At 62.1% G+C, this 13,640-nt stretch carries 13 protein-coding genes; 5 read left to right on the top strand and 8 right to left on the bottom strand.

Translation table 11 applies throughout. The features are described 5' to 3' along the window. Positions 1–4: 4 nt before the first annotated feature. On the top strand, positions 5–1,207 hold the full coding sequence (locus PBDP_RS03625) for a multidrug effflux MFS transporter (RefSeq protein WP_109752300.1): 1,203 nt from the start codon (positions 5–7) through the stop codon (positions 1,205–1,207). 1 nt (position 1,208) lies between these two features. Here PBDP_RS03625 and PBDP_RS03630 read toward each other — a convergent pair whose 3' ends face one another. Both PBDP_RS03630 and PBDP_RS03635 read right to left on the bottom strand, forming a co-directional pair. Beyond that, on the bottom strand, positions 1,209–1,382 hold the full coding sequence (locus PBDP_RS03630) for a hypothetical protein (protein ID WP_162893890.1): 174 nt from the start codon (positions 1,380–1,382) through the stop codon (positions 1,209–1,211). 221 nt (positions 1,383–1,603) lie between these two features. Continuing rightward, entirely contained in the window at positions 1,604–2,626 is a 1,023-nt protein-coding gene (locus PBDP_RS03635; RefSeq protein ID WP_212801823.1) for a zinc-binding alcohol dehydrogenase family protein, read from the bottom strand. A 113-nt stretch (positions 2,627–2,739) separates the two neighbouring features. Between PBDP_RS03635 and vimR the strand changes: the two genes are divergently transcribed. The 3 genes from vimR (at position 2,740) to PBDP_RS03650 (ending at position 6,039) form a co-directional block, all read left to right on the top strand. Beyond that, positions 2,740–3,669, top strand: a complete 930-nt coding sequence (gene vimR, locus PBDP_RS03640; protein WP_109752303.1) for a transcription regulator VimR — start codon at positions 2,740–2,742, stop codon at positions 3,667–3,669. Between the two features lie 141 nt (positions 3,670–3,810). After that, the gene (locus tag PBDP_RS03645; RefSeq protein WP_109752305.1) at positions 3,811–4,545 is read left to right on the top strand and encodes an ArsR/SmtB family transcription factor; all 735 of its coding nucleotides are present in this window, start codon (positions 3,811–3,813) and stop codon (positions 4,543–4,545) included. A 111-nt stretch (positions 4,546–4,656) separates the two neighbouring features. After that, entirely contained in the window at positions 4,657–6,039 is a 1,383-nt protein-coding gene (locus PBDP_RS03650) for an MFS transporter (RefSeq protein WP_212801824.1), read from the top strand. A 119-nt stretch (positions 6,040–6,158) separates the two neighbouring features. On the opposite strand, the gene PBDP_RS03655 is transcribed toward PBDP_RS03650, so the two are convergent. The 3 genes from PBDP_RS03655 to PBDP_RS03665 form a co-directional block, all read right to left on the bottom strand. Further along, positions 6,159–7,112, bottom strand: a complete 954-nt coding sequence (locus tag PBDP_RS03655; RefSeq protein WP_163855466.1) for an adenosine deaminase — start codon at positions 7,110–7,112, stop codon at positions 6,159–6,161. Between the two features lie 83 nt (positions 7,113–7,195). Continuing rightward, the gene (locus PBDP_RS03660; RefSeq protein ID WP_176688695.1) at positions 7,196–8,161 is read right to left on the bottom strand and encodes a 2-oxoglutarate and iron-dependent oxygenase domain-containing protein; all 966 of its coding nucleotides are present in this window, start codon (positions 8,159–8,161) and stop codon (positions 7,196–7,198) included. 145 nt (positions 8,162–8,306) lie between these two features. After that, complete coding sequence (locus tag PBDP_RS03665) at positions 8,307–9,389, bottom strand: BMP family ABC transporter substrate-binding protein (protein ID WP_109752314.1); 1,083 nt, start codon at positions 9,387–9,389, stop codon at positions 8,307–8,309. 303 nt (positions 9,390–9,692) lie between these two features. On the opposite strand from PBDP_RS03665, the gene PBDP_RS03670 reads away from it, so the two are divergent. After that, complete coding sequence (locus PBDP_RS03670; protein ID WP_109752316.1) at positions 9,693–10,784, top strand: calcium:cation antiporter; 1,092 nt, start codon at positions 9,693–9,695, stop codon at positions 10,782–10,784. Between the two features lie 106 nt (positions 10,785–10,890). Here the strand turns inward: PBDP_RS03670 and PBDP_RS03675 are convergent, their stop codons facing one another. The 3 genes from PBDP_RS03675 to PBDP_RS03685 form a co-directional block, all read right to left on the bottom strand. Continuing rightward, a complete protein-coding gene (locus tag PBDP_RS03675) occupies positions 10,891–12,249 on the bottom strand; it encodes an 8-oxoguanine deaminase (protein WP_212801825.1) in 1,359 nt (452 codons plus the stop codon). 247 nt (positions 12,250–12,496) lie between these two features. Next, positions 12,497–13,183 (bottom strand): SDR family oxidoreductase, encoded by a 687-nt coding sequence (locus PBDP_RS03680; protein WP_212801826.1) that lies wholly within the window; start codon positions 13,181–13,183, stop codon positions 12,497–12,499. Between the two features lie 23 nt (positions 13,184–13,206). Then, a complete protein-coding gene (locus tag PBDP_RS03685; RefSeq protein ID WP_109752322.1) occupies positions 13,207–13,557 on the bottom strand; it encodes a MerR family transcriptional regulator in 351 nt (116 codons plus the stop codon). Positions 13,558–13,640: the final 83 nt, after the last annotated feature.

Genomic DNA, 13,640 nt, shown 5'->3' on the forward strand with positions numbered 1-13,640 from the left:
CCCGATGAACCTCCGTACCATTCTGATTCTTGGCGCCTTGAGCGCTTTCGGTCCCTTGGCGATCGACTTCTATCTGCCGGCCTTTCCGGCGATGGCCTCGGCCTTCGGTACTGACGAAAAGCACATCCAACTGACCCTGGCGGCTTATTTCCTCGGCTTATCCATCGGGCAACTGGCCTACGGGCCGGTGGCGGATCGATTCGGGCGGCGCATTCCGCTGCTGACTGGCGTCGGCTTGTTCACCCTGGCCTCACTGGCCTGCGCCTATGCGCCGAGCCTGGAATGGCTGATCGGCGCCCGCTTCATCCAGGCCCTGGGCGGATGCGCCGGGATGGTGATTTCCCGGGCGGTGGTCAGCGATAAATGCGACGCGGTGGGTTCGGCCAAGGTGTTTTCGCAGTTGATGCTGGTGATGGGCCTGGCGCCGATTCTCGCGCCGATGCTGGGCGGACTGCTGGTGAACCTGCATGGCTGGCAGTCGATCTTCATTGCGCTGACCGTGTTCAGCGCATTGGCGTCGACGGCAGTGGCCTTGTGGCTGCCGGAAAGCTTGCCGGACTATGTGCCTCGGCAACCCTTGTCGGGGGCGTTGCGCCAATATGGCCGGTTATTGACCGACGCCGTCTACCTTGGCCATGCGCTGACGGGGGGCATCGCCATCGCTGGGATGTTTGCCTACATCGCCGGTTCGCCTTTCGTCTTCATCAAGCTCTACGGTGTCCCGGCCGAGCATTTCGGTTGGCTGTTCGGCACCAACGCGGCGGGCTTCATCCTGGTTGCCCAGGTCAACGCCCGGCTGCTGTCCAAGCGCGGCCCGGCGTTCCTGCTGACCCGCGCGGTATGGGTCTACCTGGGCGCCGGCCTGAGCCTGTTGGCGGTCAGTTCATTGCAGCCTGTGCAGTTGTGGCCGCTGCTGGTCCCGCTGTTCATCTGCATCGCCAGCCTGGGTTGCATCCTTCCCAACGCGTCGGCTTGCGCCATGAGCGGGCAGGGCGCCCGCGCCGGTAGCGCTTCGGCGATGCTGGGATGCCTGCAGTTTTCCGTGGCCGCCGGGGCCGCCGCGTTGGTGGCGGCGCTGCATGACGGCACCGCCGTGCCGATGGCGCTGGTCATCAGCCTTTGCGGGCTGTTGGTGGTGGGTGCAGCGATGCTGACCCGTCGCCTGCAAAATGCCCGGGCACTGGCCCAGGCCAGTCGCGAGGGCTGATTCAGCCGGCCGCGCGTTGCTGTTGTTGTTCGGGGAAGTGATGGGGCGCGTGGATCCGCGCTTGCAAGGTCGTGGCGAAAGCCTGGGCTTCGGCCTCGGTACGGAAGGTGACGACGTGCTGGTCAAGACGCACTTGCCATTGGGATTTTGCCACTTCTTTTATCAGGATCTTCATTGCTGACCTCCTCACGAAAAGATTACGTTGCAAAGGCCTCGAGTGTAGACCCGAATGCGATCGCAATTGTGACAAGAGTCAATTCTCAGACTGACGGCACGGGATTTTTCTTGTAGGAGCAAAGCTTGCTCGCGATAAACGATGACGCGGTCCTATAGAGAACCGCGCTACCTCTATCGCAGCAAGCTTTGCCCCCACAAGAGCCTGGCTCTCAGCCCTGGTCAGAAGCCTTCGAGCACAATCTTGCCCTTGGACTTCCCGCTTTCGAGCAAGGCATGGGCCCGGCGCAGGTTCTCGGCGTTGATGGCGCCGAAATGCTCGCCGACGGTGGTCTTCAGCGTGCCGGCATCGATCAGGGCGGCCACGCGGTTGAGCAGCTTGTGCTGTTCAAGCATGTCGGCTGTCTCGAACAGTGAGCGGGTGTACATGAATTCCCAATGCAACGACAGGCTCTTGCGCTTGAGCTTGGTCACGTCCAGTGCCTTGGGATCGTCGATCAGCGCCAGTTTGCCCTGGGGCGCAAGGGCTTCGACGAGTTCATCCAGATGCTGGTCGGTCTGGGTCAGGCTGGCGACGTGAGTCACCTGGGGCTGACCCGATTCTTTCAATACCTTGCTCAGTGGCTGGCTATGGTCGATCACCAAGTCCGCACCCAGGCTGCGCACCCAATCCTGGGTCTGCGCGCGGGACGCAGTACCAATCACCTTCAGCCCCGTGAGTTGGCTGGCCAGTTGCGTCAGGATCGAACCCACGCCTCCCGCCGCGCCGACGATCAACAGGCTCTGGCCCTGGTCGCCCTGGTCGCCCTGGCCTTCCTGGATTTGCAAGCGCTCGAACAACAACTCCCAGGCAGTAATCGCCGTCAGCGGCAGCGCCGCTGCTTCGGCGAAACCAAGGGTCTTGGGCATGTGGCCGACGATGCGCTCATCCACCACGTGCAACTCGCTGTTACCGCCGGCGCGAGCGATGGAGCCGGCGTAGAACACCTTGTCCCCGGCCTTGAACAGCGTGACCTCGCTGCCCACCGCCTTGACCACGCCGGCCACGTCCCAGCCCAGCACCTTGGCTGCGCCGCCTTCGGGCTGGACGTTCTGACGGACCTTGGTGTCCACCGGGTTGACCGAGATGGCCTTGACCTCTACCAGCAGGTCCCTGGGGCCGGCGACCGGTTCCGGCAGCTCGACGTCCTGGAGCGATTGTGGATCGGTAATGGGCAACGAGTGGTAGTAGGCAATGGCTTTCATGAAGCGGCTCCGTTAGGTGAGTTCGATGGAGGCCATGTTTAGCTATTTATCACCGAGATAAAACCGGCTAAAAGAACAGGCTCTTTCAATAATTTTTTGATAATGGGGCCGTCATGCTTCGCTTCGATGACTTGCAATTGTTTGTCCGGGCGGCAGATCTGGGCAGCCTCTCGGCTGCGGCCAGGGTCATGGACCTGTCGGCGGCGGTGGCCAGTGCCGCGTTGAAACGCATCGAGCAGCACCTCGGCGCGCGGCTGTTGGCCCGTTCCACCCGTAGCCTGCGCCTGACGGCCGAAGGGGAGGGCTTTCTCGAATATGCCCGTGCCGCGTTGAGCAGTCTCGATGAAGGCCGGCGGTTATTGACCAGCGGCCAGGACCAGGTCAGCGGGGTGTTGCAGTTGTCCGCACCGTCGGACCTGGGACGCAACCTGCTGCTGCCCTGGCTGGATGCGTTCCAGCGCGAGCATCCCGGGCTGACGGTGCGGCTGTTGCTGGGCGATCGCATTGCCGATCTGTTCAAGCAGCCGGTGGACATTGCCTTGCGTTATGGCGAACCGGAAGATTCGAGCCTGGTCGCCCTGCCCATTGCCGCTGATAACCGCCGGGTGTTGTGCGCATCGCCAGACTATCTGGCTCGTCGGGGTGAACCCCATCAACTGGAGCAACTAGCCCAGCACAACTGCCTGTTGTACATGCTGGGCAGCCGGGTCCATGACCGATGGGGCTTTCATGATGGCAAACGGGAGGTGAGCCTCACCGTCAGTGGCGACCGCTTCAGTGACGACGCCGATGTGGTGCGACGCTGGGCGGTGGCGGGTGCCGGGATTGCCTACAAATCGTGGCTGGATGTGTCCACCGACGTGCTGGCCGGGCGCTTGAAAATCCTCTTGCCGCACCTGCAATGCGAACGCGCGCCCCTCAATCTGCTGTGCGCCCATCGGGCGCAATTGAGCAAGCCCATCAACCTTTTGCGGGACATGCTCCAGGCCCGCTGCGGCCAGTTGACGGCCCGATTTCCATTCTCGACAGGGGCCGGCCATTAGTCGCGGGCAAATAGAGACTTTTCCCTCATGAACAATCGCCTCCAAAGGTTTCCGGAGGACAGGAAAGCTCGATCGCCGCGCTTATACTAGCGACCGGCTGCGCCAGAGCAGTAGACGAATGATTCAACAGGGAGTGAATACATGGAACATGCACCTTGCATCAGCCAGATCGCCACGTTGCTGGCTGACCCCAAGCGCAGCGCAATGATGTGGGCCTTGATGGACGGCACGGCCCGACAGGCCGACGAGTTGGCGTTGCTCGCCGGGTTGTCGCCGTCCTCGGCCAACGCACATCTGGGACGCCTTTCCGCCGGTGGCCTGTTGAAAATCGAAGCCCGGGGCCGCAAGCGGTTTTTCCGTCTGGCAGCGCCTGAAATCGGCGCTGCCGTCGAAGCGCTGGCCAGCGCGACGCTGGTCAGTACGCCACGGCAGATTCCGGACGTGTTCAGGCGCAGGGTCATGCCGACCAAGGCCCCATCGGCCCCCGCTTCGTTGATGCGGGCCAGGCTTTGCGACGACCACCTGGGGGGAACCCTGGCGGCCGAGCTCTACCAACGTCTGCTGGACGCCGGGTGGATCGAGCAGTTCGAACAACGGGTGATCGTCACCCACAAGGGCGCCAATCAACTGGCCGAGCGTGGCCTGTTCATCCAGGCCCTGGCCCATCGCAACGCCCGTGTCGCCTGCGCCTGCCCGGACTGGAGCGAGCGTCGTCCGCACCTGGGGGGCGCGCTGGGGGCGGCCTTGCTGCAACTGTTCATGCAGTCGGGATGGCTGAGCTTGCCCAACGATTCGCGAGCGCTGCAGGTGACGACGCTCGGCCAGCAGGAAATCCACCGGTTCGCCCGGCAGGACACCGTGGAGATGGCGATCTAGGGAACGTTCCCGATGCGTCGCTCAGGGCTGTCGACAGGTCGTATTCAGCAATAGCCACCTGCAAGGTTCGCGCACACTCAGTCCGGGGAATTATCGGATTGGGGAGGCGGCATGGACACTCACGGCTACAGCGCGGCGGAACGCCTGGAACGGTTACCCATCAGCGGTTATCACCGGGTCATCTTCATTATCATCGCCTTGGCGTTTTTCTTCGACTCCATGGACCTGGCGATGATGACGTTCCTGTTGGGATCGATCAAAGCCGAGTTCGGCCTGAGCAGCGCCCAGGCCGGTTTGCTCGCCAGTTCCAGCTTCTTCGGCATGGTGGTGGGGGCGTCACTGTCGGGCATGCTCGCCGATCGTTTCGGGCGTAAACCGGTGTTCCAGTGGAGCATCGTGTTGTGGGGCATTGCCAGCTACCTGTGCTCCACGGCCCAGGACATCGAGACCTTGACGCTGTTTCGCATCCTGCTGGGGATCGGCATGGGCATGGAGTTTCCGATTGCCCAGTCGATGCTCTCGGAGCTGATCCCGGCCAAGCGTCGTGGCCGCTACATCGCCTTGATGGATGGTTTCTGGCCGCTGGGTTTCGTGGCGGCGGGGGTGCTGTCGTATTTCCTGCTGCCGGTGATCGGCTGGCGCGACATCTTCCTGGTGCTGGCGGTGCCGGCGGTGTTTGTCCTGGCGATTCGCTTCTTCATTCCCGAGTCGCCGCGCTGGCTCGAACAGGCCGGTCGAGGTGACGAAGCGGACACGGTGCTCAAGCGAATCGAAGACAAGGTCCGAGCCTCTCTGGGGCAGCAGAACCTGCCGGAGCCAATCCGTTTGCCGAGGGTCGAGAGCACGCCGGGCAATTTCTTTTCGGCCCTGGCGCAGATCTGGTCGCCGCTGTATCGCCAGCGCACGATGATGATCTGGAGCGTCTGGTTCTTTGCCTTGCTCGGTTTCTATGGCCTGACGTCCTGGCTCAGTGCGCTGCTGCAGCAGTCGGGGTTCGCCGTGACCCAGTCGGTGTACTACACCGTGTTGATTTCCCTGGGCGGGATTCCTGGTTTCCTGATGGCGGCCTGGCTGGTGGAGCGCTGGGGGCGCAAGCCGGTGTGCATCATCACGTTGCTGGGCGGCGGGGCGATGGCGTTTCTGTATGGGCAGAGCGCGGTGTTTGGCGGCAACGTCGGCCTGCTGATCGGCACCGGGCTGCTGATGCAGTTTTTCCTGTTCGGCATGTGGGCGGTGCTCTACACCTACACGCCGGAGCTGTACCCGACTTCGGCCCGAGCCACGGGATCGGGGTTTGCTTCGGCGGTCGGTCGCATCGGCTCTTTGCTCGGTCCGCTGGTGACCGGGTTGGTATTCCCCATCACTGTGCAGGGCGGTGTGTTCGCCCTCGGCGCGCTGTGCTTCGCCGTGGCGGCGGGGGTGGTCTGGTTGTTCGGGATGGAGACGCGGGGCAGGACGTTGGAGGAGTTGAGTGAGGGCACGGTGGCCGGTTAAACACCAACCCCTTGTGGGAGCGAGCCTGCTCGCGATGGCGATGAGTCAGTCGACATCAATGTTGAGTGTCATACCGCTATCGCGAGCAGGCTCGCTCCCACAAGGGTTCATCACGAGTCTTAGGGTTTTACTAGCCGCGCATCCAGGCTGTTCTGCGCCAAGCGCTTGGCCTGGTCCTGTGTCATGCCCAGGTGGGTGTATAGCGCGTGGAAGTTCTCGGTAACGTAGCCGCCGAAGTACGCAGGGTCATCAGAGTTCACTGTCACCTTCACACCGCGCTCAAGCATGTCGAGGATGTTGTGCTGCGACATGTCGTCGAACACGCACAGCTTGGTGTTGGACAACGGGCAGACGGTCAGCGGAATCTGCTCGTCGATGATCCGCTGCATCAGTCGCTCATCTTCGATGGCCCGCACGCCGTGGTCGATGCGCTGGATTTTCAGCAGGTCGAGGGCTTCCCAGATGTATTCGGGCGGACCTTCTTCACCGGCGTGGGCGACGGTCAGGAAGCCTTCGTTGCGCGCCCGGTCGAATACGCGCTGGAACTTGCTCGGTGGGTGACCCATTTCCGAACTGTCCAGGCCCACAGCCACGAAGGCATCGCGGAACGGCAGCGCCTGGTCGAGGGTTTTCTCGGCTTGTTCTTCGCTCAAGTGACGCAAGAAGCTCAGGATCAAACCGCTGGTGATACCCAGTTGCTGCTCACCGTCCTTGAGGGCGGCGGCGATGCCGTTGAGTACCACTTCGAACGGGATGCCACGGTCGGTGTGGGTTTGTGGGTCGAAGAACGGTTCGGTGTGGATCACGTTCTGCGCCTTGCAACGCAGCAGGTAGGCCCAGGTCAGGTCGTAGAAGTCCTGGGACGTGCGCAGCACATCGGCGCCTTGGTAATAGAGGTCGAGAAATTCCTGCAGATTGTTGAAGGCATAGGCCTTGCGCAGGGTGTCGACGTCGCTCCACGGCAGGGCGATCTTGTTGCGTTCGGCCAGGGCGAACAGCAGCTCGGGCTCCAGCGAACCCTCCAGGTGCAGGTGCAGTTCAGCCTTGGGCAGGGCGTTCAGCCAGTCGTACATGGTCTTTTCTCATCAGCGAATCGATGGCGGGCATTCTACAGGGGCTGGCCGCAATGTCTGGTAAAACCTGACCGGCTGATCCACTACACCGCCTGTTGCTCCCGCCGATAAGCATAGGTGTCGGCGAAGCGTGACAACAGGAATTGTGCGCAGGTGGTGGTCGGGTACTTCGGCGGATGGGCGTCATCCTGGCAACCGGGCAGGCACTGGATCAGTGTATCGGGGTGTGGTTCGGCAAAGAACGGCATCGAATACCGGTCTACCCCCAGCGGGCTGATCACCCGATGCGGCGTGGACAGGTAGCGGTCGTTGCTCCAGCGCGCCATCATGTCGCCGAGGTTGACCACGAAGGTGCCGTCGATGGGGGGCGCGTCGATCCACTGGCCGTTAACGTTGCGCACTTGCAGGCCGCCGGCGGCGTCCTGGTAGAGCAGGGTGATGCAACCGTAGTCGGTATGGGCGCCGGCACCTTGCTGCTCGGCGCTACTGGCGGTCTGGCGTGGTGGGTAGTGGATCAGGCGCAGTACGCTCACTGGTGCGTTGAAGCGTGTGTCGAAGAAGTCCCGCTCGATGCCAAGGGCCAAAGTCATGGCCCTTAGCAGGGTTTGAGCGAGTGCCTGCATGTCGCGGTAGTGCTCCTCCATCAAGTTTTCCCAGCCCATCAGGTCCGGGTGGCGGTTGGGACCACGCAGAGGTTTTTCCGCCAGCACATCAGGGTGATCGGCCGGCAGGTGCAGGCCCATGTCGAAGGTTTCCTTCAGGTCGCTGGGCTTGGTCGGGTCCAGTTGTTCGGTGGCGATGGCGCCGTAGCCACGATGATGGCGGGTCTGGGTGATGTCGATCTTGAGTTTTTCTTCCACGGGCAGGGCGAAGAAGCGTTGGGCGTTGTCCAGTACCTCGGCGATGCGCGCCGGGCTGATGGGGTGGCCCTTGATGTAGAAAAAGCCCCATTGACGACAGGCGCTGTCGATCTGCTCGGCGACGGTTTGCCAGGCGCTGGGCTCATCGCCGTAGAGAGGGCTGATGTCGATGATGGGCAGGCTGTTCATGCGGCTTTCCTGACTTAAGAATGAAGATCCCTGTGGGAGCGAGCCTGCTCGCGATAGCGATCTGTCAGTCGACATGCCTGTTGAATGTCGGTCCGCTATCGCGAGCAGGCTCGCTCCCACATTGGATCATGTGTTGAGGCCGGGATTACTTCGGAATCTCAGCCTTCATACCTTCGACGTAGTAATTCATCGACGCCAGTTCCGCATTGGTGGCGCTCACGCCCGCCGGGATTTTCTCGACGCCGGCCTGATCCTTGATCGGGCCGGTGAACGGGTGGAACACGCCGCTCTCGATGTCGGCGATGATCTGCTCGGCCTCGCCCTTGACCGCCGCCGGCACCAGGTCGCTGATCGGCAGTTTTACGGTGCCTTCCTTCAGGCCGCCCCAGTAGTCCTGGGATTTCCAACTGTGGTCGATCACGCTCTGGGTCGCCTGGATGTAATGCGGGCCCCAGTCATTGACGATGGAGGTCAGCACCGCCTTGGGACCGAAGTGAGCCATGTCCGAAGCGTAGCCCACCGCATAGACGCCGCGACGCTCGGCGGCCTGGATTGGTGCCGGGCTGTCGGTGTGCTGGAACACCACGTCCACGCCCTGGTCGATCAGCGCGTTGGCGGCATCGGCTTCCTTGCCCGGGTCGAACCAGGAATTGACCCACACCACTTTGATCTCGCTGCCGGGGTTGTATTTGTTCAGGGCCAGTTGGATGGCGTTGATGTCGCGGATGACTTCCGGGATCGGAAAGGAGGCAACGTAGCCGATCTTCTTGGTCTTGGTCATCTTGGCCGCGAGGAAGCCGCCGACGTAGCGGCCCTCGTAGGTGCGAGCCAGGTAGGTGCCCAGGTTCTTGTCCTGCTTGTAGCCGGTGGCGTGTTCGAAGATCACCTTGGGAAACTGCTTGGCGACTTTCAGCGTCGGGTTCATGTAGCCGAAGGAGGTGGTGAAGATCAGGTCGTAGTTGTCCTTGGCCATGTTGCGGATCACCCGTTCGGCGTCGGCGCCTTCCGGTACGTTTTCCACGTAGTTGGTGGTGATCTGCTCGCCGAACTTCGCCGCCAGCTCCTTGCGCCCTTGTTCATGCTGATAGGTCCAGCCGTGGTCGCCGATCGGGCCGATGTAGACGAAGCCGACCTTCAGCGGATCGGCGGCACTGGCATTCAGGCCGGCACCCAGGCCGACGGCTGCGACGACGGCGCAAAGCAACTTATTCAAGGGGCGTTTGTGCATGAACTCGAACTCCGTGTTGTTGTGAGGTTGGCTGTACGGCTTCAATGCAAAATGCTGACCAATAGGACAACAAATGCTCGATGTCCTGATGCCGCCATCGCGGGCAAGCCTTGCTCCCACAGATACTGAGTGGGTTTGGCCTTGCACTTGTGGGAGCAAGGCTTGCCCGCGACGAGGCCGCTGAGAACGATTAAGGTGCGCCTGCTTTCCGCTTGCCACCCCCTGGTGCATCACACCGAACGAAACGTTCGCGTCCCCCCATAGTCAGTAGCTCATGACCCCGCCCACGGTGATAGGCCCGCGATGCTCACTTTGATCAAGCAAGAAAAACTGCTGTTGCTGGCGCTGATCGCTGCGCTTGTTGCCTATCCGCTGGAGCACTGGCTGTTGGGCAGCGGGCAGATCGTGGCGTTGCTTGGCGGTTTGGTCCTGATCGGTTTTATCGTCGCGGCTTCCATGCGCGTGGCCCATCACGCCGAACTGCTCGCGGAAAAAGTCGGTGATCCCTACGGCACCATGATCCTGACCTTGTCGGCGGTGCTGGTCGAAGTAGTGATCCTGGCGATCATGATGAGCAACGAAGCGTCGCCGACCCTGGTGCGGGACACGATCTACTCGGCGGTGATGCTCGACATCAACGGGATTCTCGGGCTCGCGGCGCTGATGGGCGGGATCAAGCATGGCGAGCAGGCTTACAACGACGATTCGGCGCGCACCTACAGCGTGATGATCCTCACCGCCATGGGCGTATCGATGGTGGTGCCGGAGTTCATTCCCCGCGAGAGCTGGAAAATGTATTCGGCATTTACCATCGGCGCGATGATCGTGTTGTACACCCTGTTCCTGCGCATGCAGGTCGGGCCCCACAGTTACTTTTTCAGCTACAGCTACCCGGAAAAACGCCGCAAGAAAGAACCGGTGGAAAACGAGCCGAAACCCATCAGCCTGACATTCTCCATCAGTGCGCTGGTGTTTGGCGTGGTGGTGATCGGCGCGCTGGCCGAAGTCATGTCCAAGGCCATCGACCTGGGCTTGGAGGGTTCGGGTGCGCCGCCGGTGGTCACTGCGATTCTGGTGGCTGCCATCTCCGCGGCACCGGAAATCCTCACCGCCCTGCGCGCCGCCCTGGCGAATCGCATGCAATCGGTGGTGAACATCGCGCTGGGTGCTTCGCTATCGACCGTTATCCTCACGGTGCCGGTGATGGAGGCCATGGCGCTCTATACCGGCCAACCGTTCCAGATGGCAATGACCCCGGTACAGACGGTGATGATCTTCATCACCCTGATCGTCAGCGCCATCAACCTCAATGATGGTGAAACCAATGCCATCGAAGGCATGACCCACTTTGTGTTGTTCGCGACGTTTATCATGTTGTCGCTGTTAGGCCTCTAGAAGAGCATCGCGGGCAACCCTTGCTCCCACAGTGAAGGGTGGGTGTTTATGCAGGCAGCCTCGCCGCGAGCCTGTGGGAGCAAGGCTTGCCCGCGATGGCGTCCGGTCAGGCGCCGGCGATCAGTTCCCGCGCCGCCTGGCTGTGATCGGCAATCAAGCCCTTCAAGTCCAAGCCCTCGACCTGCCCGTCGATCACCCGCCATTGTCCGCCGACCATCACCCGATCCGCCCGGTCCGCCCCGCACAGCAGCAGGGCTGAAATCGGGTCGTGACTGCCGGAGAAACGCAGCTCATCGAGCTTGAACAGCGCCAGGTCTGCCTGCTTGCCCACCGCCAGTTCACCAATATCGCTGCGCCCGAGCAGTTGCGCCGAGCCCCGGGTCGCCCAGCCTAATACGCGCTCCGGGGTGATCGCTTGCGCGCCATAGCGCAGGCGCTGGATGTACAGCGCCTGGCGGGTTTCGAGGATCATGTTCGAGGCATCGTTGGACGCAGAACCGTCAACGCCCAGGCCCACGGGAGCCCCGGCGGTGCTCAGTTCCAGGGTCGGGCAAATGCCCGAGGCCAGGCGCATGTTGGAGCTCGGGCAATGACAGATGCCGGTGCCTGCGGCACCGAGACGGGTGATTTCATCCGGGTTGAAATGGATGCCATGAGCCAGCCAAGTGCGCGGGCCGAGCCAGCCGACGCTGTCCAGATATTCCACCGTGCGCAGGCCAAAACGTTGCAGGCAGAAGTCTTCTTCATCAAGGGTTTCGGCCAGATGTGTGTGCAGGCGTACGTCGAGTTTTTCCGCCAGCTCGGCGCTGGCGCGCATGATCTCGGGGGTGACCGAAAACGGCGAGCAGGGCGCCAGGGCAATCTGGATCTGCGCACCGTCGCCGCGCTCGTGGTACTCGGCGATCAAGCGCTGGCTGTCGGCGAGAATCACCTCGCCCTGCTGAACGGTCTGCTGCGGCGGCAAGCCACCGTCGGCCTCGCCCAGGCTCATGGAACCGCGAGTCAGCATCGCGCGCATGCCCAGCTCGCGGACGCTTTGCACTTGCACATCGATGGCGTTTTCCAGGCCCTGGGGAAACAGGTAATGGTGGTCGGCCGCCGTGGTGCAGCCCGACAGCAACAACTCGGCCAAGGCCACTTTGCTTGCCAGGGCAAGTTTCTCCGGGGTCAGTCGCGCCCACACCGGGTAGAGGGTCTTCAGCCAAGGGAACAACGGTTGGTTCACCACCGGTGCCCAGGCACGCGTCAGGGTCTGGTAGAAGTGATGATGGGTGTTGATCAACCCCGGCAGGATCACATGTTCGCGCGCGTCGAAGACGTTGTCGCAAGGCTGGGCGGGTTGCTGGCCGGCGCTCAGCAGCTCGACGATCACACCGTCCTGCAGGACGAGACCGCCACGGGCGTCGAGGTCGTTGGCGGTGAAAATGGCGAGGGGGTTTTTTAACCAGGTACGGGTCGCAGGCATGGTGGCCGGCTCCTCTGAAAGTGGGTTCAGGTTAGCCAGCTCAGTGATGCCCTGTCTGCTGATCCAGGGTCGCCCGTTGGGGGGCGAGGTGCGGAGTTTACTCAGGTTGTGTTGCAGATTTCCAGGGTCTGCCGAGATCCAAATGTGGGAGCGGGCTTGCTCGCGAAGGCGGACTGTCATTCAACATTGATGTCGACTGATATACCGCTTTCGCGAGCAAGCCCGCTCCCACAGAGGATCGTGGTGTTTACCAGGGAATCGTTTCGCCCTTGTAGTTGACGAAGTGATGCCCGCCCTTGCCGGCGAAGGCGTTGACTTGATCGATCAACCCGCGGGTGCTGGTCTCGACATCGATATCCGCGCCTTCACCGCCCATGTCGGTTTTCACCCAGCCCGGATGCAGCGACAGCACGGTCAATGCCTGCTCGCCCAGTTGGCTGACAAAGCTGTTGGTCATGGAGTTGAGCGCCGCCTTGCTGGCCTTGTACAGCGCCAGTTCCGGCGCGTCGGGCATGGTCACGCTGCCCAGCACCGAACTCATGAACGCCAGCACGCCGCTGCCATCGCGGATCTGGCCGATGAAGCGCTGAGCCAGGTTGATCGGAGCCACGGCGTTGGTGAAGAACAACTGACCGACTTCGGCCAGCGTCGCGCCGCCCGGGCTTTGGTTGTCCGGGCCTTTGACACCAGCGTTGACGAACAGCAGGTCGAAGGTTTCACCCTTGAGCTGCTGGCTCAGGGCGATGACGGCTTGCTGGTCGTCCATGTCGAGTTTTTCGATCCGCACCGGGCCCAGTGCCTTCAACGTCTCTGCGTTCTGCGGGTTGCGCACGGTGGCGGTCACGTTCCAGCCGTCGCTGAGCAGTGTCTTCACCAAGCCGAGGCCCAGGCCCCGGGAGGCGCCGATGATCAATGCGTTTCTTGCCGAATTCATGAAGGCATCCTTGAGTGAAAAGGTCACGGATTTAATGGACAACGTTGTCCGAGCCGTTGTTTCAGCTCGTGGCGCAACGCGTCGAGTTCGGTGATGCGGGTTTCGATCAGGTTCAGCTTGTCTTGCAGCAGTTGCGTCACGGCGCAGTCAGGGTCCTGCGCCTGCCACAAGGCGGCGACGCTGGCGCCGATTTCGCTCAGGGTAAAGCCCAGGCGCTGGGCCGTCTTGATGTAGAGCACCAGTTGCACCATATCGGCGGGGTAGTGGCGATAGCCGTTGGCGCTACGCTGCGCCGCGATCAGGCCGCGCTGTTCGTAGAAACGCAGGGTGTCTCGACTGACGGCGCAGGCCTGGGCTAATTCACCGATGCGCATTGTGGAGCTCCAGAGGACTTGACCTTGGAGCATACCCCAGGCTTTAGCCTCTTCGCTCCCCCCAATTATCTGGAGCAAAGTGT

The sequence above is a fragment of the Pseudomonas sp. St290 genome (assembly GCF_018325805.1).
Classification (GTDB): Bacteria; Pseudomonadota; Gammaproteobacteria; order Pseudomonadales; family Pseudomonadaceae; genus Aquipseudomonas; species Aquipseudomonas bijieensis.

Coding starts and splice junctions, on each gene's coding strand:
- vimR (WP_109752303.1), top strand. CDS start 2,740: ATGCTTCGCTTCGATGACTTGCAATTGTTTGTCCGGGCGGCAGATCTG.
- PBDP_RS03635 (WP_212801823.1), bottom strand. CDS start 2,626: ATGAAAGCCATTGCCTACTACCACTCGTTGCCCATTACCGATCCACAA.
- PBDP_RS03685 (WP_109752322.1), bottom strand. CDS start 13,557: ATGCGCATCGGTGAATTAGCCCAGGCCTGCGCCGTCAGTCGAGACACC.
- PBDP_RS03650 (WP_212801824.1), top strand. CDS start 4,657: ATGGACACTCACGGCTACAGCGCGGCGGAACGCCTGGAACGGTTACCC.
- PBDP_RS03630 (WP_162893890.1), bottom strand. CDS start 1,382: ATGAAGATCCTGATAAAAGAAGTGGCAAAATCCCAATGGCAAGTGCGT.
- PBDP_RS03660 (WP_176688695.1), bottom strand. CDS start 8,161: ATGAACAGCCTGCCCATCATCGACATCAGCCCTCTCTACGGCGATGAG.
- PBDP_RS03645 (WP_109752305.1), top strand. CDS start 3,811: ATGGAACATGCACCTTGCATCAGCCAGATCGCCACGTTGCTGGCTGAC.
- PBDP_RS03665 (WP_109752314.1), bottom strand. CDS start 9,389: ATGCACAAACGCCCCTTGAATAAGTTGCTTTGCGCCGTCGTCGCAGCC.
- PBDP_RS03655 (WP_163855466.1), bottom strand. CDS start 7,112: ATGTACGACTGGCTGAACGCCCTGCCCAAGGCTGAACTGCACCTGCAC.
- PBDP_RS03680 (WP_212801826.1), bottom strand. CDS start 13,183: ATGAATTCGGCAAGAAACGCATTGATCATCGGCGCCTCCCGGGGCCTG.
- PBDP_RS03675 (WP_212801825.1), bottom strand. CDS start 12,249: ATGCCTGCGACCCGTACCTGGTTAAAAAACCCCCTCGCCATTTTCACC.
- PBDP_RS03625 (WP_109752300.1), top strand. CDS start 5: ATGAACCTCCGTACCATTCTGATTCTTGGCGCCTTGAGCGCTTTCGGT.
- PBDP_RS03670 (WP_109752316.1), top strand. CDS start 9,693: ATGCTCACTTTGATCAAGCAAGAAAAACTGCTGTTGCTGGCGCTGATC.